26 protein-coding genes are annotated in these 25,218 nt (G+C 34.8%); 9 read left to right on the plus strand and 17 right to left on the minus strand.

The features are described 5' to 3' along the window. Positions 1-136: 136 nt before the first annotated feature. The 5 genes from ACKI42_RS13740 to ACKI42_RS13760 form a co-directional block, all read right to left on the minus strand. Complete coding sequence (locus tag ACKI42_RS13740) at positions 137-706, minus strand: hypothetical protein (protein WP_407406146.1); 570 nt, start codon at positions 704-706, stop codon at positions 137-139. Between the two features lie 3 nt (positions 707-709). Continuing rightward, entirely contained in the window at positions 710-1,639 is a 930-nt protein-coding gene (locus tag ACKI42_RS13745) for a phage baseplate assembly protein V (RefSeq protein WP_407406147.1), read from the minus strand. After that, positions 1,639-2,691 carry a hypothetical protein gene (locus tag ACKI42_RS13750; RefSeq protein WP_407406148.1) on the minus strand — a complete coding sequence of 351 codons (1,053 nt, stop codon included), beginning with the start codon at positions 2,689-2,691 and terminating at the stop codon, positions 1,639-1,641. The genes ACKI42_RS13745 and ACKI42_RS13750 overlap by 1 nt, the downstream gene beginning before the upstream one ends. Before the next feature lie 176 nt (positions 2,692-2,867). Next, positions 2,868-3,452 (minus strand): hypothetical protein, encoded by a 585-nt coding sequence (locus ACKI42_RS13755; protein WP_407406149.1) that lies wholly within the window; start codon positions 3,450-3,452, stop codon positions 2,868-2,870. A 9-nt stretch (positions 3,453-3,461) separates the two neighbouring features. After that, the gene (locus ACKI42_RS13760) at positions 3,462-3,845 is read right to left on the minus strand and encodes a YchJ family protein (protein WP_407406150.1); all 384 of its coding nucleotides are present in this window, start codon (positions 3,843-3,845) and stop codon (positions 3,462-3,464) included. 313 nt (positions 3,846-4,158) lie between these two features. Here ACKI42_RS13760 and ACKI42_RS13765 point away from each other — a divergent pair, with 313 nt between their 5' ends. Continuing rightward, positions 4,159-6,831, plus strand: coding sequence for a M4 family metallopeptidase (locus ACKI42_RS13765; RefSeq protein ID WP_407406151.1), 2,673 nt, complete (start codon positions 4,159-4,161; stop codon positions 6,829-6,831). An 84-nt stretch (positions 6,832-6,915) separates the two neighbouring features. Here ACKI42_RS13765 and ACKI42_RS13770 read toward each other — a convergent pair whose 3' ends face one another. Further along, positions 6,916-9,057, minus strand: a complete 2,142-nt coding sequence (locus ACKI42_RS13770) for a M3 family metallopeptidase (protein WP_407406152.1) — start codon at positions 9,055-9,057, stop codon at positions 6,916-6,918. A 57-nt stretch (positions 9,058-9,114) separates the two neighbouring features. On the opposite strand from ACKI42_RS13770, the gene ACKI42_RS13775 reads away from it, so the two are divergent. Then, positions 9,115-9,927, plus strand: a complete 813-nt coding sequence (locus tag ACKI42_RS13775) for a head GIN domain-containing protein (protein WP_407406153.1) — start codon at positions 9,115-9,117, stop codon at positions 9,925-9,927. A gap of 1 nt (position 9,928) precedes the next feature. Here the strand turns inward: ACKI42_RS13775 and ACKI42_RS13780 are convergent, their stop codons facing one another. The 6 genes from ACKI42_RS13780 to ACKI42_RS13805 all read right to left on the minus strand — a co-directional run bounded on the left by ACKI42_RS13780 (position 9,929) and on the right by ACKI42_RS13805 (position 14,915). After that, the gene (locus tag ACKI42_RS13780; RefSeq protein ID WP_407406154.1) at positions 9,929-11,815 is read right to left on the minus strand and encodes a monovalent cation:proton antiporter-2 (CPA2) family protein; all 1,887 of its coding nucleotides are present in this window, start codon (positions 11,813-11,815) and stop codon (positions 9,929-9,931) included. Then, entirely contained in the window at positions 11,815-12,336 is a 522-nt protein-coding gene (locus ACKI42_RS13785; RefSeq protein WP_407406155.1) for an NAD(P)H-dependent oxidoreductase, read from the minus strand. The genes ACKI42_RS13780 and ACKI42_RS13785 overlap by 1 nt, the downstream gene beginning before the upstream one ends. Positions 12,337-12,513: 177 nt before the next feature. Further along, positions 12,514-13,080 carry a hypothetical protein gene (locus tag ACKI42_RS13790; RefSeq protein ID WP_407406156.1) on the minus strand — a complete coding sequence of 189 codons (567 nt, stop codon included), beginning with the start codon at positions 13,078-13,080 and terminating at the stop codon, positions 12,514-12,516. A 17-nt stretch (positions 13,081-13,097) separates the two neighbouring features. Continuing rightward, on the minus strand, positions 13,098-13,898 hold the full coding sequence (locus tag ACKI42_RS13795) for a TPM domain-containing protein (RefSeq protein ID WP_407406157.1): 801 nt from the start codon (positions 13,896-13,898) through the stop codon (positions 13,098-13,100). Further along, on the minus strand, positions 13,879-14,310 hold the full coding sequence (locus ACKI42_RS13800; RefSeq protein WP_407406183.1) for a TPM domain-containing protein: 432 nt from the start codon (positions 14,308-14,310) through the stop codon (positions 13,879-13,881). Before ACKI42_RS13800 ends, ACKI42_RS13795 begins: the two co-directional genes overlap by 20 nt. Further along, complete coding sequence (locus ACKI42_RS13805; protein ID WP_407406158.1) at positions 14,307-14,915, minus strand: LemA family protein; 609 nt, start codon at positions 14,913-14,915, stop codon at positions 14,307-14,309. The genes ACKI42_RS13800 and ACKI42_RS13805 overlap by 4 nt, the downstream gene beginning before the upstream one ends. A gap of 75 nt (positions 14,916-14,990) precedes the next feature. On the opposite strand from ACKI42_RS13805, the gene ACKI42_RS13810 reads away from it, so the two are divergent. After that, positions 14,991-15,494 (plus strand): dihydrofolate reductase, encoded by a 504-nt coding sequence (locus ACKI42_RS13810; RefSeq protein WP_407406159.1) that lies wholly within the window; start codon positions 14,991-14,993, stop codon positions 15,492-15,494. Between the two features lie 67 nt (positions 15,495-15,561). Then, positions 15,562-16,131 (plus strand): DUF2892 domain-containing protein, encoded by a 570-nt coding sequence (locus tag ACKI42_RS13815; protein ID WP_407406160.1) that lies wholly within the window; start codon positions 15,562-15,564, stop codon positions 16,129-16,131. Between the two features lie 66 nt (positions 16,132-16,197). On the opposite strand, the gene ACKI42_RS13820 is transcribed toward ACKI42_RS13815, so the two are convergent. From ACKI42_RS13820 to ACKI42_RS13830, 3 genes are all read right to left on the minus strand, one after another. Beyond that, a complete protein-coding gene (locus ACKI42_RS13820) occupies positions 16,198-16,824 on the minus strand; it encodes a trimeric intracellular cation channel family protein (protein ID WP_407406161.1) in 627 nt (208 codons plus the stop codon). Positions 16,825-16,898: 74 nt separating this feature from the next. Continuing rightward, complete coding sequence (gene coaD / locus ACKI42_RS13825; protein WP_407406162.1) at positions 16,899-17,366, minus strand: pantetheine-phosphate adenylyltransferase; 468 nt, start codon at positions 17,364-17,366, stop codon at positions 16,899-16,901. Between the two features lie 2 nt (positions 17,367-17,368). Further along, on the minus strand, positions 17,369-18,361 hold the full coding sequence (locus ACKI42_RS13830) for a D-alanine--D-alanine ligase (RefSeq protein ID WP_407406163.1): 993 nt from the start codon (positions 18,359-18,361) through the stop codon (positions 17,369-17,371). 155 nt (positions 18,362-18,516) lie between these two features. On the opposite strand from ACKI42_RS13830, the gene ACKI42_RS13835 reads away from it, so the two are divergent. The 5 genes from ACKI42_RS13835 (at position 18,517) to murI (ending at position 23,768) form a co-directional block, all read left to right on the plus strand. Next, entirely contained in the window at positions 18,517-19,554 is a 1,038-nt protein-coding gene (locus ACKI42_RS13835; protein ID WP_407406164.1) for a PASTA domain-containing protein, read from the plus strand. A 69-nt stretch (positions 19,555-19,623) separates the two neighbouring features. Beyond that, positions 19,624-20,694: an RluA family pseudouridine synthase gene (locus ACKI42_RS13840; RefSeq protein ID WP_407406165.1), complete on the plus strand. Its 1,071-nt coding sequence runs from the start codon at positions 19,624-19,626 to the stop codon at positions 20,692-20,694. A 51-nt stretch (positions 20,695-20,745) separates the two neighbouring features. Continuing rightward, positions 20,746-21,696, plus strand: coding sequence for a type IX secretion system membrane protein PorP/SprF (locus tag ACKI42_RS13845; protein WP_407406166.1), 951 nt, complete (start codon positions 20,746-20,748; stop codon positions 21,694-21,696). Positions 21,697-21,748: 52 nt separating this feature from the next. Continuing rightward, positions 21,749-22,873 (plus strand): radical SAM family heme chaperone HemW, encoded by a 1,125-nt coding sequence (gene hemW / locus ACKI42_RS13850; RefSeq protein WP_407406167.1) that lies wholly within the window; start codon positions 21,749-21,751, stop codon positions 22,871-22,873. Between the two features lie 64 nt (positions 22,874-22,937). Then, positions 22,938-23,768 (plus strand): glutamate racemase, encoded by an 831-nt coding sequence (murI, locus tag ACKI42_RS13855; protein ID WP_407406168.1) that lies wholly within the window; start codon positions 22,938-22,940, stop codon positions 23,766-23,768. Between the two features lie 56 nt (positions 23,769-23,824). On the opposite strand, the gene ACKI42_RS13860 is transcribed toward murI, so the two are convergent. Continuing rightward, positions 23,825-24,421, minus strand: coding sequence for an RsmD family RNA methyltransferase (locus ACKI42_RS13860; RefSeq protein WP_407406169.1), 597 nt, complete (start codon positions 24,419-24,421; stop codon positions 23,825-23,827). Positions 24,422-24,491: 70 nt separating this feature from the next. Next, positions 24,492-25,208: a DUF3822 family protein gene (locus ACKI42_RS13865; RefSeq protein ID WP_407406170.1), complete on the minus strand. Its 717-nt coding sequence runs from the start codon at positions 25,206-25,208 to the stop codon at positions 24,492-24,494. Positions 25,209-25,218 lie beyond the last annotated feature (10 nt).

The following is a 25,218-nucleotide window of genomic DNA, read 5'->3' on the forward strand; positions in this document are numbered from 1 at the left end:
AATAAAACAATGGCTAGAAAAATATCATTATCGAAAGCATCAAGGAATTAAAAATAAACCCCAAAATAAATACACCAAAGCAGCTTAAAATCCAACTAAGAAATACTAATTTTTGGTCCAGTGAAACGAGGGTAACTTAATCCAATATTGTCTGTTCTGTTAATAATTTCTTTTTTTCAGCATCTACATACTCAATAAAATCACTTGCAAAAATCCAGGATGAACCTAACCTAATTGCACTATTTTCATATGTTAAGAAGTCATCATTTCTTTTAGTTTTTAGATTAGGGATTTTATTTCCACTTTCATCTAAGATAGGATCCTTTCTGCTACCACCGTGAGTATTTATATAAATATTATCAGCTTTTAAATTACCTAAGTATGCTTTCAATTTAATACTTGCATTTTTTATTGAACTTGCATCTATCACTTTCCAACCATTATCTTCGAATTCTTGGTTTATAAATGCACCTGCATCTTCATTTCTTAAAAAATTCAAAATGATATTTGTTAAAGGTGGAGGAAGCATATCTTCTGCTTTCGGCAATTCCATTGGTACATAATCTCCGATTAAAGTACCATCTTTGCCTTCCCATATATTTTTTTCTTGTGCATGGATTGTTATATTTCCGTCAAAAGCATGGATAATTGTATCACCTTTACTGGTGTACAATATCTCTCCCTCGCAAATTGTTATCTTACTCATAATTTAGGCATCATTAGATTTTTCACCACTTAAACGTTGCATGTTTGCGGAAGCATTTGCTTGTATATTACTTTCAGAATTAATGCCAACTTGCTTTCCATGTACTTTTCTTGCTTCTTCGGTATGAGATTCTATATTTCCTTTCACATGTTCCATTAGTCTACCAGTAATAAACATACTTGCATCACCTATAACTGAAGTCAATTTCATTCCGCCAACACTTTGTGTGGTATTCATCCCAACAGATTGACTTCTATTCATTCCGATTGTATCGGTTTGGTTTTGTCCAACTGTCGTGTTCATACTTTCAGAAACATTAATATTCATGTTTTTACAATTCAGCGTCATTGTTTCAGGAGCAGTAATATTGATATTACTTCCTGTTGTGTCTAAGTGAATTTCATTACCCGATTTATCTGTAATAACAATACTTTCGTCTTCGGTAAAAACAACTTTATGTCCGCTTCTGGTTTGGATAGATTTTACTCGATTATCGGTTCCACCACCCAATCCTACTTGTCCATGAAACATTCCTCCCATTACGAAAGGTCTATCGGGATGATTGTGTACAAAACCTACCATTACTTGGTCGCCAACTTCGGGGATGGCGACGTAGCCACGGTTTTGGCTTACTTGGTCGGTTCCGCCTGTGTCAGGAGACATCATGCGGATAAAATTGGTGGTGTCGTGCAGCTGCCAATCGAATTTTACCGTTACTCTTCCTTGCCCTAAAGGATCGGTATTAGAAATCACGGTGGCAGGTTGAGGTTGAGCAATCGGAACAGTAAAGTCGGGTTTGGGCATATAGCCAGTGTCAGAAGCAATGGCTTTAAATGTACCTTTGTAATGTCCTAGCGTATTAATTTCGTGGGTAACCTCAGTCATCATGAGCCTTGTAAAATAAGTAGTCTTATTGCTGTCGGTTTGTCTCATCAAAATATCAGCAACACAACCAGGATATAAAAAATGGGTAGAGTAGTATTCCCCGAAACAGTAAACACTTCTACAGCTTTGCTTCCCGATGTGCTGGTTTGAGAATTTACCACATCCATATCGGTTGTTGCTTTTATGGGAGCAACTTGTAGAGACGGAGTTTTGAAAATGCTATTGTTGTTTTTATAAGATGTTTCAGCTAGCTCACTTTTATGAGAAATTAAGGTATCTCCAGAAGTGAGTTTAGTATTTGTACTAGAGTTATAACCATAGAAACTAGGTTTGATGTAAACAGCTTTAAGTTCTACATACACGTCTGTGATATTGCTTCCGTAGATAAGTTCCAAAGCAGGATTAGGAGCAGGCATACTCCCAAAATGCAAAACTTCCCCATCATAATAAAATTGTTCTCCATAGGCTTCTGCCATTCTGCATAGGTAATTGTAATGCGTCTCGTTGTATTGGGAAGAATAATAAATTTGAGAATCTGCTTTTGTATTTATTCTTACATCATAGTCATCTCTATTCACGTTGATCCCTTGTTTTATAACCTGAGTTGCAATAATCCCCATATTTACAGGGTTTTCTCCTCCAAAACTCTGGGTATGTGGCGCAGCATCCAACAAAATAGTAGGGCTGAACCCTTGTAAGACGATATTTCCTAAACTATGGCTATCTTGGCTAAAACCTACTTTTGTAATCACGCCCACAAATGTTCTTTCTGGGCTGTCTTTAGTCTCAAAATCTCTATACGAAATCACAGTAGTCAATCTTTTACCCAAAAATTTGTTTGCTTGGTCTAGTTGATGATTTTGTCTTTCGGATAAAGCATCATGAGGAAGTATCAATTCAAATTCATGATGGGTTGTGGCACTTTGTTTAAGCTTAAAATGATTAAACTGTTCTATCTTTTTCCCCTCAATATGAATGCCTACTTTTACCACTCTGTTAATTCCCGCAATGTGATTGTCTTTTATACCCTGAGAATTGTTGGGTGCTTTGTAATGATCAGGTTTGAAAAATACATCTTCAGGATTGTTATTTTTTTTCATGCAAATTGTGTTTTGTGTTGATTTTATGTTAAATATAAAACTATTCAAATGTAAAAAATATTTAATCATAAAAGATATAAAGAGACAGTAAATCCTTCTTTTTCATAAAAGAAGCTCAATTTTAATCATAAAAAAAAACGGATAAAAATCCGTTCTTATGTTATTTAATTTAAAATTTATTCAGCATCATATTCCGTCACATCTAAAAAGGTAAGTATCCAATGATTGTTAGATTTCGTGAGGATAAAACGAATTCCGTTTGGCGCATTGTCATTGGTGTTGTTCTCCGCGAGGGTGACATACACTGAATTTTTGGGATCCGAATTCATTTTAAAATTAGGTTGTTCGTATAAAGAATCAGAAAAGTAAGCTTTGATGTAATCATTTACGATATTCGAGTTTTGCTGTACAAATAATCCTTCAGTTCTCCACATATAGTTGCCAGAATCATAGTTGGGAACCTCATCAAACTGTATTTTAAATTTATTTTTTATATCCCAAGGCTTTTTTATAAAACCAAAAGGCATGGAGAAATCTACTTCTTCATTAAGGACAAAACCTACATTTCCACCGTTTTTGAAAAATACACCAACTCCCAAATCGTGGTCGATGTATTTATTCATTATTTTCGCATTTTTTGTTTGGAAACCTTTTAAGATTTCTGTAACGATAGTTGTGAGTTCTTTTTCGTCATTTTTATTTTGTGCAAATCCCAAGCTAAATGCAAAGAGTAAAAGTAATATTAAAATGTTTTTTTTCATCTTGTGTTTTTATAAGTTTAAAAATTTTCCAGATACATAATACCAACGGTCTTTTTGGTTTTTGAAAAGTGAAAGTTCGTGGTGCAGCTGTGGTGTGCCTTCTTCATCAGTATAATAAGCTTTAAACTCAACTTGATTTTCGGATGGCGTTTGTACAATTTCCAATTTCGTCCACTTATTGATTTCACCCCATTCTTGTAGATCAGCTGTATTGTGAAGTTTGCGTTTGGGTGGATAAGTGGTTTCCATTAAATATTTACCATTGGGTATGGCAAATGCCGAAAATCTAGATCTCATTAATGCTTCTGCAGTAGGAGCGTGCTTTACTTGTGTATGATAGGGTTTGCAGCAATCTTCATAGGGTTTACCGGAGCAGCATGGGCAATTGTTCATTATTACTATTTTTTTAAAATTTAAATTCAAATATAAAGATAAATCCACAATCTAATAATTTGTCAAATTTCATATCGGCAGATTTCAAAAATAGCGCTCTACAAGAATTTATATATAGATATGATAAATTGAAATATATAATTTCATTTGAGGATGTGAATAATAAAGGGGTTTTATGCTATTGTTTTTAATCAAAAAACGGGTTATAAGTATTATTATCATTAATATTTTAAAAAATTATTAAAAATTATCAAAAAATTAACTTTTTCATGAAATTTTAATAATAATTTTGAAATTCCAAATCAATATTAAAATGAAAAATAAAACTCTTTTTTCTGTTGTTGCAGTAAGTATTGCAGCACTTTTTTATGGTCAACAAGGAGACATTGCTCCTCAGCCCAAAAATCTTTATCCTTCATTTGTAGAATTTACAACTGCCAACGCTCCCGCATTTGTAAAGGGTAAATTTTTTAATAATGAAAATGCGAAAACAGGGAAAGGTCCCGAAGCACAATTTTTGCAAGCGGATAAGGATAAGTCTGGATACGAGCATTATCGTTTTCAGCAAACTCTCAATGGATATCCTATTGAAGGGGCATTTTTTATACAGCATGTACAAAATGGGAAGTTGATGTCTCAAAATGGAGTAATGGTGAAAGATTTTTCGCCAGAAACCATTGATGCTAGAGTGGCAACACTTCAGCCAGCAGCTGCTTTAGAGTCGGCCAAAAGATTTGTAGGAGCTAGTGAGTACAAATGGGAAATTGCTAGTGAGGAAGAATTTTTGAAAAAAGAAACAGGAAATCCTAGTTCAACATTTTTACCAAAAGGAGAATTGGTTTATTACAACCAAGGTTCTGAATTTGATGCAGCAAAATTAAGGCTTGCTTACAAGTTTGATATCTATGCACATGCTCCAGCTTCAAGAAAAATCGTCTATGTAGATGCTAAAACTGGAGAAATACTAGGGACTAATGAGCTTATAAAAACATTATTTAACGAAAGTACTCATCAAGAGTTACTTCACCACAATAATTCAGCTTCCATAGCACGATCTATTCTTACAAACGCTACGGGTTCTGCAGTAACTGCATATAGTGGAACTCAAGCTATAACTACAGACTACACGGGATCTACATACAGATTGAAAGAAACGGGTAGAGGGAACGGAATTGAAACTTACAACTTAAAAAAATCTACCAGCTACAGTGCCGCAGTAGACTTCACAGATGCTGATAACACCTGGAATAACGTAAATAGCACCGAAGATCAATATGCCACGGATGCACATTGGGGATCTGAAAAAGTATATGACTATTATAAAAATGCCTACGGAAGAAATGGTATTGATGGTTCTGGTATGAAGATGCTAAGTTATGTACATTATAGCTCAAACTATCTCAATGCCTATTGGGATGGAAGCAGAATGACCTATGGTGATGGTAATTCTAGCACTACGCCTCTTACTTCTCTTGATATTGTGGGACACGAGATGACCCATGGTATAACAGAAAGAACATCAAACCTTGCTTACCGTGGTGAATCTGGAGCTCTAAATGAAGCGTATAGTGATATATTAGGAGTAGCAGTGGAATTTGCTGCAAAACCCACTACTGCTAATTGGCTTATGGGAGATCAAATTGGGATGACTTTCAGAAGTATGAGTAATCCAAACCAATATCAACAACCAGATACTTATAAAGGTACTAATTGGTATAATATTGTAGGATGTACACCTTCAATAGACACAGATCAATGCGGCGTTCATACCAATTCTGGAGTTTTGAATTATTGGTTTTATTTACTAACAAATGGAGGAATTGGGACAAATGACATCAACAATGCATTCTCTGTAAGTGGAATTGGTATTGTGAAAGCAGCCGCAATTGCTTACAGAACCAATACCAATTATTTGGGTTCATCTTCTACTTATGCGGATGCAAGAACCTATTCTATAAAATCTGCAGAGGATTTATACGGAGTTGGTAGCAATGAAGCAAACCAAGTAATGAATGCTTTCTATGCTGTAGGAATTGGTACAGCTGCAGGATCTGGTGGTACTACTTCTTGTGTAGCTCCTTCTGCATTGGCATCATCTGCAATTACTCAAACTACTGCAACAGTAAGTTGGGGTGCAGTTTCAGGTTCTACAGGGTACACTTTCGAATATAAACCAACCACTTTATCTACATGGATTGCTACTACGAGTACAGCAACGTCTAGAAGTCTAACAGGATTAACAGCAGGTACAACATATGATATAAGAGTGAAAAACAATTGTAATTCTACTTCTAGCAGTGGTTACACTACATCTCAATTTGTATCTACTGCTGTTACAGGATCTTGTTCTCAAAATTATGAGTCTAATAATACAGTAGCAACTGCCTATGCATTATCCGCACTGAATACAGATTATAATGCCGCAATACAAGCTTCTGGAGATATAGATTGGTACAAAATTACATTCTCAACGGGTGGACAAATTACATTTAAACTAAGTAATTTAGTTCATGATGTAGATTTGAAATTATTCTCTAGTGATGGTACTACTACTTTGAAATCTTCTGTGAATGCTGGTACTACAGCAGAAAAAATACAATACACTGTAACCGCAGGAACCTACTACATCAAAGTATATCCATACTCAGGATTTAATGCTAATTCTTGCTATGCACTAAGAGTAGAATCTGGATACACAATGAATGGAATTAATGGTGGTGATGCACCTCGTAATAATGATTTGATCAATGATGAAATCAAATTGTACCCGAATCCAGCAACCGATTATGTGACAGTATCTCTTCCTGAAAAACTAGCGAAGGATGCAACAGCGCGTATTTTTGATATGTCTGGAAATCTGAAAATGACTACAAAAATGGACAGAGCTACTCAGCAAATCAATGTTTCTACGCTTAATCAAGGAATCTATATCATAAAAATTGAGACCTATGACGAACCAGTAGTATTGAAATTTATCAAAAAATAAATTGACCGTATTTTTATAATTAATAAAACCGCTTCCTATCGAAGCGGTTTTATTTTGATTTAAAATGTTTTATTTAAACAAAACTTATTTAATAAATCCTCTATTTCTAAGTAAAGGTTGAATATCAGGATTGTGACCTGTAAAATCTCTAAAAGCTTGGTTTAAGTCTACAGAATTACCTACAGATAAAATATACTTTCTGAAGCGGTCTCCGTTTTCCCGCGTTAGACCGCCATTGTTATTTATCCATTCCCATGCATCGCTATCCAAAGTTTCAGACCAAAGATAGGCGTAGTAACCCGCCGAATATCCGCCGCCCCAAATGTGTGCAAAATAAGGAGTATGGTATCTCGGAGGCACGGTTGCCAAAGTATATCCGTGGTTTTTTAATGATTGCTTTTCGAAATCCAAAACAGGGATGAGTTGCGCTTCGCTGGTTACCGAATGCCAATCCATATCTACCGAAGCTGCCGATACCAGCTCGGTTGTCATATATCCTTGGTTGAAGGTAGCTGCTTTTTTTATCTTGTCTACCAATGTCTGAGGGATGGGTTGCTTGGTTTCGTAGTGTATCGCATAGTTATTCAGAATTACGGGATCCAAAGCCCAATGCTCGTTGATCTGAGAAGGAAATTCTACAAAATCTCTAGGCACATTGGTTCCGGATAACGACGGATATTTCTGGTTGGCAAACATCCCATGTATAGAATGCCCAAACTCATGAAACATCGTAGAAACGTCATCATAGCTTATAAGTGATGGTTTTCCGGGTGCCGGTTTTTGATAATTAAAACAATTCACGATAACCGGTTTTGTGCCCAACAAATGAGATTGTTCTACAAAATTGCTCATCCAAGCACCACCACTTTTAGAGTCTCTAGTATAGAAATCTAAGTAGTAGATGGCTAAAGATTTTCCGTCATGATCGAACACTTCATAGGCAACTACATCAGGATGATAGGTTGGCAAGTCTGTTCTTTTTTTGAAGCTAATTCCATAGAATTGTTCAGCTGCATAGAAAACTCCTTTTTCTAGAACCGTAGTTACCTCAAAGTAAGGTCTTATTTGGTTTTCATCAAGATCATATTTGGCTTTTCTCACTTGTTCTGCATAGAAATTCCAATCCCAAGGCTCTACAGTGAAACCACCTTTTTGTTGATCGATGAGGTTTTGTATGTCTTTTGCTTCGCGCTGAGCCGTTTCTACAGCAGGTTTTGCAAGTTGGTTCATTAGATTTACGGCAGCTTCTGGAGTTTTTGCCATTTGATCTTGCAATTTCCATTCAGCGAAGCTTTTTTTACCTAAGATTTGTGCTTTTTTAAGTCGAGTAGCAGCCAATTTTTCGATGGTTTCGCGTGTATCGTTGCCATCATTTTTTTCAGCTCTAAGCCAAGAAGCTTTATAGAGTTTTTCTCTAGATGCTCTGTTTTTAAGATTTTGCAATAAGGGCTGTTGCGTAGTATTTTGTAATGCCAACAAATATTTACCAGGTTGCCCTGCATTTTTAGCGTCAATTTTTGCAGCATCAATATCATCCTGCGAAAGTCCATCAAGCTCTTTTGCATCAGAGAAAAAAACGCCACCTTGTTTTCTTGCTTCCAATAATTTGTTGGAATACTGAGTAGAAAGTGAAGCCAACTGTTGGTTAACTTGTTTTAGCTTTTCTTTATCAACAGAGGAAAGATTGGCACCAGCAATTTCGAAATTTTGCTTGTAAAATTGGAGCAATTTTTTACTTTCTGAATCCAAGCCATTTTCTGAGATCGATTTTATTCTGCTATAAAGCTGATCGTTCAAAAGCATTTTGTCAGAATGTGCTGCAAATATTGGAGCATATTCTTCATCTAATGCTTGTAAAATAGGGTTGGTATTTGCGCTGGTAAGATTAGAAAAAATAATCATAGATCTTTTCAGTATTTCTCCACTTTTTTCCAAGGCAACAATGGTATTTTCGAATGTTGGATTTTCAGCATTTGTTGCAATTTTTAAAATTTCGGCATCATGTTGTTTCAATCCGAAATCAAATGCAGGCTTGAAATGTTGATCTTTAATTTTATCAAATTCTGGTGCTTCATACTGAAGATTGCTCTTCTTCATCAAAGGGTTGGAAGAGAGAGTAGCGTCTGGTACAGGGATTTCCTGTGATAGGTTGTTTGTTGTCATTGTAGTACATGAGTAATTGAATGCCAAAGCAGAAATTAACAATACAGATGAAATATTTTTCATAAATTAGTTGTTATTAAAGTATAAAGATACTCAAACCAAAATTATAAATAAATCATTATGAAAGGTAAAACTCTATTATTGCTCTCCGGATTGGCACTAGTGGCTTCTTGTAAAGAAAATAATCAGGTAAAAGACAAGAAAACACAATGGTTACCAGATGTTACCAAAGAGGATCATGGTTCCTTACAACAAAAAGAAGTTATCGGAGATTTTGATGAAATTGAAGTGTCACAATCTATTAAAGCAGAAATAATCAAAGCAGATGTAGAAAAAATTGTGATTTCTGCACCTTCTAATATCCTTAATGAAATTTTGGTAGAACAATCTGGCGGAAAAGTTCATATCCACTACAAATCTGGAGTTAGGGTAATTAATGCGGTGGATGTTACTGCAAAAATATATGCTAGAGATTTTTCAAAGGTAAAAGCCAATTCTTCAGCTTCAATAGCAATAAAAGATAAATTTGTACAAGACAAAACGGATATAGAGGTTTCTAGTTCGGGGGCTGTTACAGGTAATCTGGAAGCAAACAATTTGGATATTTCTACAGACAGCAGTGGTAGTTTTGACGGCGAAATCTGGGCAATAAATCTAGATGCAGAGGCAGAATCTGCAGGAAGTATTATTATCAAAGGAAAATCTAAAAATGCTACTATTAACACATCTTCTGGAGGAAGTATTTCTGCAAAGCAGATGATGGTAGAAAATGTGAAGGCAGATGCATCTAGTGGCGCTAATGTAGAAATATCTGTCTCACATAGCGTTGATGCAGAGGCATCTTCAGGAGGAAGTGTTTCCGTATTCAAAACAGGAAATCTAAGTGTAGTAAGGAAGGAAGAAAGTAGTGGCGGAAGTGCAACGATCCAATAGTTTACAACAAAGATTCCTCTTCTTCGTCTTCTTCCACAGAAGCAGAGCCTTCCCAATCTTTACCATCAAAATTAAGATTATCATAAGCTAATAAATCCTCCTCTTTTTGGAGGATTTCTTTTGTTGTAAAAAGTAATAAATCGTCCTCATCTTCTCTAGATTTAGACAATTTTCTGATGGAAGCTTTATCTATCGCCATAAATCTTTGTCCTAGTCTTCTTGCAGCATACTTTCGCATGCCAGTTTCGTGAAGAACGTCTACAGCCATATCTACTGCGGTTCCTAATGTTTCTCTGTAGATGTTTTTTACGCCACTATTTAGGAAGTTGTAGGCATCGATTCTGTTTTTAGCTCTTACAAAAATTTTCACGTGTGGATAATGTTCTAAAACCACATCAGCAATAAATTTATTATCCTCTGGCGCATCCAAGCAAAGTACTAGTATTTCCGCATTTTCTATACCTGCAGCTCGAAGTGTAGGGATCTTGGTTGCGTCGCCATAATAAACTTTAAATCCATAATTTCTTAACAATTTTACTCGATCCGAATCTCTGTCAAGTACCGTTGCCATAGTTTTGTTAGCTTTCAGCAATCTTCCAACAGTACTTCCAAAATGCCCGAACCCAACTATGATAATTTTTTTCTGCGCAATATTATTTTCGTGAATATCAAATTCTTCATCTTCTTTCGGGACTTCTTTAATGAATCTTGGGGTGATTATCTTATCATTTATAATTAATAAAAACGGTGTAATGCACATCGTAATAGCCGTAACAGCCATCATTTGAGCATTTAGTTTAGGGTCTACGAGATATAGATCTGAAGCGTAATTGATCAAAACAAAAGCAAATTCTCCCACCTGAGATAATGCGAAGGCATAAAATAACCCTTGTGGAGTATTCATCTTGAAAAAACGAGCTATAGAAAACAATACAACGAATTTTACGATCAAGACAATAACAACGGTACTCAGTATAAATGCAGTATCTTCTAGAATAATATTAAAATTAATAGTAGATCCTACACTCACGAAAAAAACAGCCAACAATAATCCCTTGAATGGATTGATCTGCGCTTCCAGCTCATGTTTGAATTCACTATTGGCAAGCATTACACCTGCCAAGAAAGCGCCTAATGCGGGTGATAATCCTATAGAAACCATCAATTCTGATACGCCAATTACTAAGAATAATGATGATGCGGTAAGCAACTCGTTCATCCCAGATTTGGACACATAACGTAAGAAAGGAACAAATACATATTTTCCCAATAAAATCAGTATGGCAACCCCGAAAATTACGGTGCCTGCTTGTAGCCATTCTGGTAGTTTTTGGATAAGAACTTGAACTTCATTATTATTGGTAGCTTTATGATTTGCAATCAAAGGAAGTACCGCTAATATTGGGATTACCGCAATATCTTGAAACAGTAAGGTAGAAAAGGAGGCTTCACCTGCCAAAGATTTAAAATTGTTTTTCTCTTGAAGCGTTTGCAGTACAATAGCTGTAGAGGATAGTGCAAAGCACATCGCTATGGCAAAGGCTTTGTCTACTTCCCAACCCACCCAGATGAAAATCAGAAATAAAATAACGATGGTTAAAACCATTTGAGTTAAGCCAAGTCCCAAAATTTTCTTCCGCATCTCCCAGAATTTCCGCGGTTCTAGCTCTAGTCCAACTAAAAATAGAAGCATAATAACTCCAAATTCGCTGGCATGCATAATATCGGAGACATCATTTCCGGTAAGCTTTAGAACGTAAGGGCCAATAAGGATACCTCCAAAAATGTATCCAATCACAGAACTCAGTCCTAACTTCTTTGCCAATGGAACCATGATAATTGCGACGCCTAAAAATAGTAGGGTATTGATGGCTAAAGTAGACTCCATTATTGATTTAGAATTGAGATGAATTTTTGCTTTTGCAAGATGATTTCCTTTTTCGAAAGCTTATTAGCTTCATAGACGATAGTGATATCCATTATTTTTGCTTTGAAAATATTGAGAGAGACAATAAGACCACTGATGAGTTCGTCTATTGTATATTGGTAAGTTCCCGTTTTAGAAAATGACCTTTCTTTTCCGCCTGTAGTAACGACAATATAAACTTCTTTTCCTTCTAAGGGGTTTTCCACATCATCTTTCAGCCAACTTCTATCGAACACCTCATCTATCCAAAGACGCAAAAGTGGAGGCATCCCAAACCAAATGATAGGGAATTGTATAATAAAACGATCATAATTTTTAAGTCTTTTTCGCTCTCGAAAAGCGGCAATATGAAAGTCTGGGTATTCTTCGTATAGATCTCTTAAGGTAAAATGCTGATGGCGAACGTAGAAATTAACCAATTCTACATTAGAGTGCGAGTGTTCCAGATAAGGATGTGCAAAAACGACCAACGTTTTCTTCATAGAATCTGTTTTCCGTAAATATAACTTATTTTTATTGAAATATTTACTTGCATCAAGATGAATTTATCTTAATACATTAGATTTTGCAGAAGTATTTTCGTTATTTCATCAATATTATCTTCGTTTACTTTGATAATAATTGAACTCTGGATGTGTATTTTTTTGTTTAAACTTAAATTAATTTAAAGACTGTAAATCTAAAATACATTGTTCTCTTATTTTCCAAATTTCTTCCAAAGTAAATGGATGTTTATTTTTACTAAGCCAAGATTGCAAAAATTCTTTGTGAAGTTTTACTTTCTCATCCGTAATCTGCGTGTACTGAATTACAAATTCGGTTTCTAGCTTATCTTTAAAATCATTATAATGGGAAGTTGGGGTAGTGCAATCTAAATAAGTATCATTTATTTTTAGATAATTATGCGCCTCCGGAATATAATCTAGTTGATGTATATTTAAAGTATTTTTTATATTAAAGGCATATTCTGCATCCATGCGAAATATGCCTAAAATAAGTTGTACGTTATCTTTATTGTTTTCTACACAAAGTCTCTGTAACGTGGCATGTTTTGTACTACATGTTCCACCGTGATCATCAAAAATGCAAGACAAACTTTCTTTGTTCTTATTTCTGAGATAAGGTAGATTGGCTATAAATGTGCAAGCAGAATTAAAATCCAAAATTTTTCGATCTAAGAATTGTTTAGATATGATTCCGTGATTTTCAATTCTGAAATTAAACATTTTAAAATAATTCAAGATTACCAACCTCCTGAGGCACCGCCCCCGCCGAAGCTTCCGCCCCCGCCGAATCCTCCAAATCCACCACCGCCAGAACTTCCACCACCGAATCCGCCACCGAAACTTCCAGGGAAAGGGAAAAAGCCACCCGGGTAATTTCGTCTTCCTCTACGGCTGATAATTACATCATCGTCATCATTGCCGCCACCACCGCCACCTCTGTTTTTGAACAAAAAGGATAGGATCATCAAGATAAAAATGGCAACAATGATCAGTTTAATCTCGCTTATATCTTCATTATTGCCTTGCTTAGCAAGTGGTTTGAATTTGCCTTGTAAGGCTTCCATAATGGCGTTGCTACCTTGGTCTATTCCTTGATACCACAATCCTTTTTTGAAATTGGGAGTCACTAGATAATCCAATATTTGTCCTGCAACAGAAGCCGTAAGATATTGTTCTACTGCTCTACCTTGCTGGATAGACATGGTTTTGTCATTGGTAGCAATTAAAAAAACTACTCCATTGTCAACGTCTTTTTTGCCGATACCCCATTTTTCTCCAAACTGAGTTGCCAAAAAATTTACATCCTCTCCTTTGGTAGAAGGGATGATAATAATTTCTATCTCAGTAGAAGTGGAATCAGCAAATTTGATGAGTTTATTATTAAGATCCGTTTTCTGTTGTTGAGTAAGCAAATTGGCTTCATCATATACAGGATAAAGTACAGATGGTTTTTCGGGTATGGTATATTGTGCTGCTACAAAGTTGTAAAAGCAAAGTATAAATACTGAGTATAATATTTTAAGAGAAGGTAATCTCATTCGGAATTTGGTTGGGGTTTTCTCCTATGATGGGGAAATGTTTTTTTAGCTCACTGCCAGCTTCTAATATTCCACTTTTCAAAGCTTTATAATAGTTTCCTTTGGCAAATTCGGAAGTAATATAATCGTGCAAGTGATCCCAAAATTGTTGATGCACTTTCTGATGAATCCCAGTATCTCCTATAATGGTAAGATATTTTCTCTCGAAATTGACATGGAATAAAACGGCATTTTTTTCTTCAGTTTTGTCTTTACAAATTTCATTGAAGACTTTATATGCTGTTTTTGCACAATCATCTTGAGTGTTAGAATCTATATGCACACTAATCTCTCCGCTAGAAAGATTTTCTGCAGATTGAATAACTTCCACTAGGGAAGCTATTTCAAGATTTGTAAGATAATCACTCATTATTTTGTAAATACATCTGGAGCTTTACTTGCTCCCTGATCAGCTTTGAAGTAAGGCTTTTCTTTGAAGTTGGTAAAGTTTGCGATAATATTATTCGGGAATGTTTTTATAGATACATTATAGTCTTCTGCAGCTTTATTGAAATATACGGTTTCTGTTCTAATGCTATTTTCAATAGCGGTGTATTCTCTTTGGAAATTGATGTATTGTTGATCCGCTTTCAAGTTTGGGTAAGATTCTACCACAGCCATCAATCTGCTTAGACTTCCAGATAATTCTCCTTGCGCAGCTTGAAACTTTGCCATATCTGCTTCCGTCATATTAGTGGGGTCTATATTAATCGAAGTAGCCTTGGATCTTGCTTCAACAACATCTGTAAGGGTTTCTTTTTCAAATTTAGAATATGCACTTACTGTTCTTTCTAGATTCGGAATTAAGTTCGCTCTTTTTTGGTAAACAGTTTCTACATTAGACCATTTGGAGTTGACGCTTTGCTCCTTGGTTACAAAATTATTATATCCATTTTTTCCCCAGAAAAAAAGAACTCCAACAATTACTAGTAGAGCTATACCAATAGTTCCAGCACTTAAACAACCTTTGTTTTTCATAGTTTTAATTTTAATAAATTTTTGTGTTATCCAAATATACAAATTATGTGCTAATTTTGTAGAAAATTATATGTAATGACAACAATTGTGGTGGCAATGGGAGAGAAGAACGAGATTGGTTTGAATAATCAGTTGCTTTGGCATCTTCCAAAAGACTTAAAACATTTCAAAGAACTCACAACAGATCACCCAATCATCATGGGTAGAAAGACGTACGAAAGTATTGGGAAAGCACTACCAAACCGTACAAATATTGTGGTTTCTAGAAAAAAAGATTGGTTTGAAGAAGGGGTTCTAATTGTCGGAAGTATTAAAGAAGCAATAAAATTTGCGAAGAAAATAAGCGAGGAGGTTTTTATTATAGGTGGTGGTAATATCTACGAGCAGACCATAGAGTTGGTAGATAAATTGGTAGTAACGGTTGTAAAAGCAAATTTGGAAGCAGATGTATATTTCCCGAAAATTAGTCCGAAAATTTGGAAAATGACCTCAGAAGTTTCACATGTGAAAGACGAAAAAAATGAATATGATTTTAGTTTTCAAACTTACGAAAGAAAAGAGCCTCTACCAGAAAAATAATTCTGTAGCCTAAGTTATAGTTCATAATCTCTAAATTCTTTATCTTTGCAATTCTTAAATTTTAATAATGAATAAATACATAAAAATTGTAGTCGCAGCACTTCTTATCATTGCAGGTCTTTATTTGATGATCTTCACAAGAAGCTTGGGCTGGGGAATTGTGGTTTTTCTAATGTCTGCATTACCAATATTCTTGTTTTTTAAAAATGAAAATATTCTTTTGGCTTTCTGGCAATTGAGAAAGCAAGATATGGTGAAGGCTTCTAAGTTTCTGAACAATATTACCAATTATCAAACGCAATTACATAAAAATCAGTTTGGATACTTTCATTATCTTCAAGGTCTGGTTTTGGCGCAAGATCATCCTACAAAAGTAGAGCCTTACATGAAGAAAGCTTTGGAATATGGGCTCAATATGAAACACGATAGAGCAATGGCAACCCTGAATTTGGCTGCTGGTGCTTTGTCTAAAGGGAGAAGACAAGAAGGGCAAAAACTTCTAGAAGAAGCAAAAAGATTGGATACAGCAGGGATGATGACAGACCAAATAAAAATGTTGAAAGATCAGCTGAAAATGCCAACAATGCAAAAACATATGCACAACCCGAATATGAGAACAAGAGGAAAGTTCTCTTAATCCTTGTGTTTTTACAAAATAAGCAATGCACCTTTATTGGGTGCATTTTTTTATATTTAAATTAAATTATTCGCTGGTTTTGTTTTCGTAAAATCGTGGCATTTCCCAATGGTATTTTACGGCTAATGTTCTTACCACGACGATAATGATAATCGTTAAAATCTGAATAAAAGTATAAGATAAATTGGTGAATTGTGTAAGAAGTAAAAAGATAGAACCTCCGATGATACAAGCGCTCGCGTAGATTTCTTTTCTGAATATTAAAGGAATTCTATTGAGCAAAATATCTCTGATGATTCCACCAAAACAACCTGTAATAGTTCCTAATCCAATGCATATTAATGGATGAATATCTACATTAAGCCCTTTTTGAACCCCGATGATTGTGAAAAGGCCAAGCCCGAAACTATCGAAAATAAACAAAGTGACTTTAAAGTTTTTTTCTAAAGATTTAAATATCATAGAGAAAATACTTGTTGCCAAAATAAGACCACACATCCTAAGATCGTGCATCCAAAAGACAGGTATATCTAGCAAAAGATCTCTTACAGTACCGCCGCCCACGGAAGTAATAAATGCAATGATAAGAACCCCGAACGGATCTAGCCTTTTTTGCATGGCTGCAAAACTTCCCGACATCGCAAATGATATCGTGCCAAGAATTTCTATGGCTAAGTTGATCTGTTCGTGCATAAAGAGAAATGATAAATGGTAATTGAAATGTTGATTAGCAAATCTTTTACCATTTATCAATTCATGCTCTCTTTTTATTTTTTGGGAACTCGTACAGCCTCTGGTACTAGCAACTCGTATTCACCATTATGATTAATAATTTCTCTTACGATACTGCTGCTGATAAAAGATTTTCCAGAAGAAGTAAGTAAAAATACGGTTTCTAGTTTTTTGTGAGCTAATGTTCGGTTGGTATGTGCAATTGCTTTTTCAAACTCAAAATCAGCAGGATTTCTAAGGCCTCTTAGAATAAACTGAGCATCTTTTTCGAAACAAAAATCTACCGTTAAACCTTCAAAATAATCTACTTCCACATTGCTAAATTCTGAGACAGAATTTTTTATAAATTCCATCCTTTTTTCCAAAGGAAACATGTATTTTTTTTGAGAATTTTGCCCAATGGCAATAATTAGTTTATCAAAAAGAGGCGCAGCACGTTCTATAATATCGTAATGTCCTAATGTGATAGGATCAAAAGATCCAGGAAATACAGCTATCTTCATACTTAGTTTTGATTTTTGGCTAACGCTTTCTCTACTTCATTTCCACAAAGATCTTGTATAGAGATACCGTAGATTTTGGTTTGTTGTGGTAAGATACTTGCTGGCGAGAAACCAGGATTTGTATTCATCTCTAGCATATATGGTGTGCCATTCATTAATATAAATTCACTTCTAGAAAAACCACTCATACCTAAAGATTCGTACGCTCTTTTTGCGATGTTTTCCACTCTTTTTGTAGTTTCAGTATCTATTCTTGCTGGTGTTATTTCTTCCGAAGCACCTTCGTATTTAGCTTCATAATCGAAAAATTCGTTTTGAGGTACAATTTCTGTAATTCCCAAAACTACAGTTTCACCTTTGAAGTCTATTACTCCTACAGAAACTTCCATGCCGTCTAGGAAACTTTCAATTAAAATTTCGTCATCTTCTTTAAAAGCAAATTCTGTAGCTGCTATGAGTTCTGAAGCTTGTTTTACTTTTGAAATACCTAAAGAAGAACCGGATTGGTTAGGTTTTACGAATAAAGGCAACCCCAATTCTGATATAATTTCTTCTTCATTAATGGTTTGTCCTTTTCTTAGGTAAATACTTTTTGCCGAAGGAATTCCGTATTTTGACAATACTGCCAAGGTATCCTTTTTATTAAAGGTAAGAGCACTTTGATAAAAATCGCATCCTGTATAGGTTTGTCCTACAGCGTCCCAATAAGCTTGCAACAGACCATTTTCGCCTGGCGTTCCATGGATAATATTGAAACAAACATCAAACTTTAATGCATTATTGTTGCTTAAAGTAACAGAGAAATCTGCTTTATTGATGGGCAATTTGTTCTCATTTTTATCCAAAAAGTACCATTCGTTTTGCAGAATAACTACTTTATATACATTATAAAGATCTCTATCCAAAGAATCGTAGATCAATTGTCCGCTTTTCAATGAAACTATATATTCATCAGAATAGCCTCCCATAACTACGGCAACGTTTTTTTTGCTCATATTTATTTAATATCAATTGGGGCAAATTTAATGAAATTATATCATGCAGTTATTGAAATTTTAAAAAATTGAAATCTAACATGAAATATCCCAAATAAAAATTTCATTAGAAAATTATTAGTTATATTTGCTGTTATTATTAAAGTATTTTAAATATGCTTAAATCACTTTTCAACTGGAAAGTTATACTCAATTTGCTCATAGCAATAGCACTTTTCGTAGGATTAGTATGGCTTACATTTCGTTGGCTAGAATATCACACGAATCATGGCCAAGAAATTCCGGTTCCCAACGTTATCAACAAATCTGTATACGACGCGGTAAAGATACTAGAAGACACAGGATTAGACTATGAAGTGGATAGTGCTACATACAATCCCAAATTCAGACCTTTACAAGTGTTAAAAATATGGCCAAGCCCTGGTGCCAGAGTAAAAAATGGTAGAGCCGTAAAGCTAATGGTAAACCCAAAAAGTTGGGCTCCTGTAGCTATACCTGATGTGATTAATAAATATTCTGGTTTGGCTTTCCAAAGGTTAGACCAAGTTGGACTAAAAGTTGGAGATACCTTATATGAACCAAGTATCCAAAAAGATGCTGTTATCAGAATAATGTACAAAAACAACCCTATGAAGCCTGGAACCAAAATACCTAGATTTTCTATAATTGATGTTGTAGTAGGTTCTGGACCTATGAGAAATATATCAATCCCGAATTTGGTAGGTCTAACAGTGAAAGAGGCGAAAGCGTTAATTGCAAGAAACCTATTCGAGATGGGAGTAGTAGACCATGAAGATGGAGGCAGTGATGAATCTGATATTGTATACTACCAAGATCCAGCATCAGGTGACCAAAGAGATCAGGGGATGCAAATAGACCTTTGGGCAAGTAAAAAAACACCTGCTGAACTGAGAAGAAAAATAGATGAGCTGAACTCTATGTACAGAATGCGTATAGATACTACATTGCCTCCTGTAAGATATGAGGAAGTCCCAGATATACCAGAGGTAGATAAGATAGAACCGCCTGCTCCTGTAAAAAGAGAAACTCCCAAAATAGAACCACCACTGAAACCTGCGGCTTCTACAAAAACCGAAAGCAAGCCAAAGATTACTTCAAGTAATACAGAGGCTACAAAGAAATCTGCACCTAGTGCCGAGAAACCTAAAGCTAATAAGGTTATTATCAATTAAAATAACTTAAACCAATAAAGAAGGCTTCAACAGTTAAACGTTGGAGCCTTTTATGTAAAAATAAAGAACATGACAGAAGAGAATGAAGATTTCCTTGATGAAGAATTATTAGATTCTCATGATATAGGAGCAGATATAGATGAGGAAAGCAAAGGATTATATGAACATCTCAATATTACCGTAGATAGTAAACAAGAACCTCTAAGAGTAGATAAGTTCTTAACGAATTTTAGGCAAAACTCCTCGCGAAATAAAATCTCGCAAACCTGCAGAGCTGGAAATGTTGTAGTAAATGGGATCGCTGTAAAACAAAACTATCGTGTAAAACCAGGAGACCAGATTTCGCTACTGTTAGCACATCCTCCGAGAGAAAATCATATCATTCCGCAAAATATACCTATCAATATTGTATATGAAGATGATGATGTGGTGGTAGTGGATAAAGATCCTGGTATGGTAGTACATCCAGGTTTTGGGAACTGGGACAAAACTTTGGTTAATGCACTTGCTTATCATTTCGAAAAAAATGGTAATAAAACAGATTTGGATAGAGTAGGATTGGTACATCGTATAGACAAAGATACTTCTGGATTATTAGTCATTGCAAAAAACGAACATGCATTGAGCTTCTTGGCAAAACAATTCTTCGAAAGAAAAACAAAAAGATTGTATTGGGCTTTTGTTTGGGGGAATGTGAAAGAAGATACAGGCACTATAACGGGACACATAGGAAGACATCCTAAGAATAGAATGCAGATGCACACTTATACAGATGGTAGCCAAGGGAAGCATGCTGTAACACATTACTCGGTGTTAGAAAGATTCAGGTATATGACGTGGGTAGAATGTAAGCTAGAAACAGGAAGGACGCACCAAATTCGTGCACACTTCAAGCACATTGGGCACACCTTGTTCAACGATGCTAGATATGAGGGTAGTACAGCTCTACGAGGGGTAAATATGCCAAAGTATAAACAATTTATCAACAATGTATTTGAGATACTTCCAAGACATGCTCTACACGCACATACTCTAGGTTTTATCCATCCCACAACAAAAGAGGAAATGTATTTTGAAAGCCCAATGCCTGAGGATATGGCGAATGCCGTAAAAAAATGGAGAAATTATTTAGAAAACTAAAAATATATTGAGATTTTTTTTATATTTGTTGAATTGAAATCAAGATTTGTTATGAGAAAACTATATGCTATCGTATGTTTAGCTCTATTGTCTAATGCATACAAAGCACAAGAATCATTACCATACTATCAGCAATATCTTATGGATGGTGAATTCCTGTTCAACCCTGCACAATACGGTAAGACGGACTATGTACAACTAAACCTAAATTACCAACAACAATTTTCAAAATTTAGCGAATCACCAAACGTTCAGTCTGTGGGGATTAATGCTAATATTTTTGATAGAGTAGGTGCCGGAATTTCTGTTTTCAGAGATAGCAATGGCCCAATTTCAGCAGGTGGTATTACTGCAGGTGCTTCTTACTTTATCCCACTAAGTAGTGATGGAGAAAGAAAAGACCAGTTTTCTTTTGGTACGAGTGTCAACTTTTATAATATGAATTTTGATTATACTAAAATTAACACTGATGAAGCGTACGATCCTTTATTACAAGGTAACGAGAGCAGTCTTTTCATGGCTTATGCTAACTTTGGTTTAGCTGCTACTTATAGAGGCCTTTTTGGTGGAGTTTCTGTGAATGATATAGCATTGAGTAATGACGAAGCTATCGTGAACAACTACGAGCCATCTCCAATCAAATTTTTCTTAAACTTAGGATACGACTGGAAATTTGCGGATAATATAGCACTTACGCCTTCAGTATTAGTAAATCTTAATACCAATTCTACAAGAATGGTAGATTACAACTTGATGGCTACATTCTCCAATGATATCAATGCTTTCTCTTTTGGGGTAAGTTATAGATCAGTTCAAAATAGATTTGATAGCCAGCAATTAAGCATTTCTCCCATTGTTAAAGTTAGATTTAATAAATTTATGGTCGGTGCTACTTACAACTTAGGTATGTCTGATATCCAAGAATATGGCGGTAACAGCTTTATGCTTGGTTTAGGATACAACTTCGATAATTTTATTAATAATAGAGGATTTAGATACTAATCTAATTTTAATTAAATAAATTTGAGCTCTGAATTTTTTCAGAGCTTTTTTTATGATCTATATTCACATCCCATTCTGCAAGCAAAAATGCAGCTATTGCAATTTTCACTTTTCTACTTCTTTAAATTTTAAGGACGAAATGTTGGCCGCAATGAAGAAAGAAATCTTTCTTAGAAAAGAGGAACTCAATAGTAAAAATCTTCAAACCCTTTATTTTGGTGGAGGTACACCGTCTATATTATCAGGAGATGAAATAAAATCTCTTATTGATGAGGTTCTCAAATACTTTAGCTTCAGTTCTGATATAGAAGTTACGCTAGAAGCAAACCCAGACGACTTGGATAAAAAATTCTTACGAGAAATATCCAATTCGCCCATCAATAGATTATCTATTGGTACACAAAGTTTTTTTGATGCAGATCTAAGAATGATGAATCGTGCGCACAGTTCTTCTGAAGCAGAAAGCTCCATCAAAAGAGCACAAGATTCGGGCTATGAAAATATAAGTATCGATTTGATTTATGGTTCGCCAACATCGAATTTTGAAATTTGGAAAGAGAATTTAAATAAAAGTATTGCATTAGAAATTCCTCATATTTCATCTTATGCGTTAACAGTAGAACCGAAAACAGTGCTAGAAAAGTGGATAGAAAACGGTAAAGTTTCAAACCCGAAAGAAGAAGAGCTAAACAAAGAGTTTTATTACATGATTGATTTTCTCAAGGATCATGAGTTCGAACATTACGAAATATCAAATTTTGCGAAAAAAGGTTTTCATTCTAAACATAATTCTGCGTATTGGAAATACAAAGAATATCTTGGTATTGGACCCTCAGCACATTCTTACAATGGGTATGATGTAAGAAGTTGGAATATAGCCAACAATCAACAATACATCAAAAAATTAAACTCTATGCTTCTCGCTAAAGAAACCGAAATTCTATCTCCAAAGGATCAATTCAACGAAATGATTATGATTGGGCTTAGGACAACTTGGGGAGTAGATTTGAGAAGTTTGAAGGAAAAATTCTCCGAGCAAGTTTTAGAAACTTTCGAGAAAGATAGCATACTCAAACTACAAGAAGGAATTTTGGTGAAAGAAGATAACCATCTTAAAATTCCTGAGAAACATTGGTTTATGGCAGACGGAATTGCCTCGGATCTTTTTCAGGTTTAAAAAAAGCATTTCTCAATCCACAATTTAAAATCTTTAAGTATTTTTGCATAAAATTTCAGTTCTTTTGAAAACTAAAAAACAAGATTATTCGCATCTTTCTCCCAAACAGCCGATAGGTATTTTTGATAGTGGAGTGGGCGGACTTACCGTTGCTAAAGAAATAAAAAGACTTTTGCCTCACGAAGATTTAATCTATTTTGGAGATACCAAACATCTTCCTTATGGCGAAAAATCCAAAGAAGCTATTATAGAGTATTCTACCCAAATTACCAACTTCTTGCTAGAACAAAAGTGCAAAGCAATCGTTATTGCTTGTAATACTGCGACGGCTAACGCATTGCCAGAAGTATTGAAGATGGTGGACGGAAAAATTCCCGTAATAGACGTTATCAATCCTGTGGCAGAAAAAGTAGCGTACGAAATTCATAATAATATTGGAGTTATCGCTACAAAAGCTACTGTGAATTCTGGTTTGTACAAGAAAAGTATTCGAAAGCAAAACAAATTTATCAAGGTAGACGAGTTGGCAACACCTCTTTTGGTGCCTGCAATAGAAGAAGGTTTTAAAAATCATCCAATTACTCATGCAATTATCTATAATTATCTCAGCAATTCTAAACTTAAAAATATAGAAACCCTAATTTTGGGTTGTACGCACTATCCACTTTTGATAGACGAGATCAAACAATATTACGGGAATAGAGTTCGTGTCATAGATTCTCCCAACATTGTAGCCAATCATTTATCAATTATTTTAGATAAGTATCATCTTCTGAATGATCATAATGCTAAACCAAAATATCAATTTTATCTTTCTGATATCACAAAAAATTTCGAAAAAATATCCAAAAAGTTCTTTGGCAAATCCATAGATTTAGAACTTAAAGTTTTATAAAAAAAAGAGCTGATTCCGTACAGAATCAGCTCTTTTTTATTTTAATTAAAATAAATTTAATTTTCTTCAGTTTCAGAAGCCATTTCCAATTCTGGTTCTTCTTCGTTAGGCTGGAAAAAACTAAAACTTATATTCCCGTATTTTCTCGTATACAAGAAGTTCGGATGGTCAAAAGACAATCTACTTTGGTGTTCTACAATAAGAATTCCGTTTGGTTTTAGATATTTGTTGTTCAAAACCAAAGATATCATCGTATTATATTTTTCTTCTGCCGTTTCGAAAGGTGCATCAGCAAATACAATCTCGTAAGATTTGTTATTTCTGAATTTCTTTAGCCAATCGTACACATCGCCTCTTTGTACACTTACCTGAGAAGAAAAGCCTAGCTCAGACGCTGTAGAATTCAGGAAAGAAGTGTGTTTTGGGTTCATCTCTACAGATGTTACATCTTGGCAACCACGAGAGGCAAATTCAAATGAAATAGAGCCAATACCAGCAAAAAGATCCAAAACAGAGCTCGCTTGCATATCATATTTGTTTTCTATAATGCTGAACAATGCTTCTTTTGCAAAGTCTGTGGTAGGTCTTACATCAAAATTTTTGGGTGCTGCTATTTTTTTTGCTTTCCATTTTCCGGAAATTATTCTGTACATATTTTTTTAAATTTAAAATGGATAAGGAAAAATCAAGGAGAGCTTCATGAAAGTTCAGATCGAAAGTTTCCTAGTTGAGGATGAAATTTTTTCTTGGTAAATTGTCAAAAACTATTCGTAGGTTCTTTACAAATTTTTGCAATTCGGAAATAAAAGTCTCGTTTTCTGTTGTTTCTCCGTACACGAAAAATTGGGTATCTTTTATTCCGAAACCTATTTTACTAAGTGTAAACATTACAAAATAAAGAAAATCTACCTCAGAATTTACATCAAGATTATTGTATAGTATTATTTTCTTATCGTCTATCGCAAAAAACTCGCATTGGTTGTGATAGAGGTTGATATGGATTTCTTTATTGCCTTTGTTACTAATAGAATTCAAAAACTTTTCACCCGAAAAATTGAATCTCACTGGGATAGACAAATCTTTTATTTTGGTATAAAAAATCTTTGGAAAAGTATAATAAAACTGCAGACTGTGTTTTTTATTTACAGACAACATCAGTTCTTCACTATCTCTTTCTACAGGCGCGTTATAGGCAATCAGATCAAAACCTGACTCATGGTCAGAAAAACTATCCGGCATCATCGCAAAATGATTTAAAGCAGAGAGTACAGAAACCTCGTCGTATCTTTGCTTTACCAATATTTCGTCTAGTTTTTCAGAGATGAAATTTTCAGGAGTTTCTTCAGAAGAGAGAAAAGATTTTTCTTCTAAAACATTTTTGTTTTTAGAAATCTGATAGACCAATCCGTCTTTTGTAAAAAGTAAGTGTAGTGTATTCATATGACAATAG

This window comes from Chryseobacterium sp., from assembly GCF_045629545.1.
Taxonomy (GTDB): Bacteria; Bacteroidota; Bacteroidia; order Flavobacteriales; family Weeksellaceae; genus Chryseobacterium.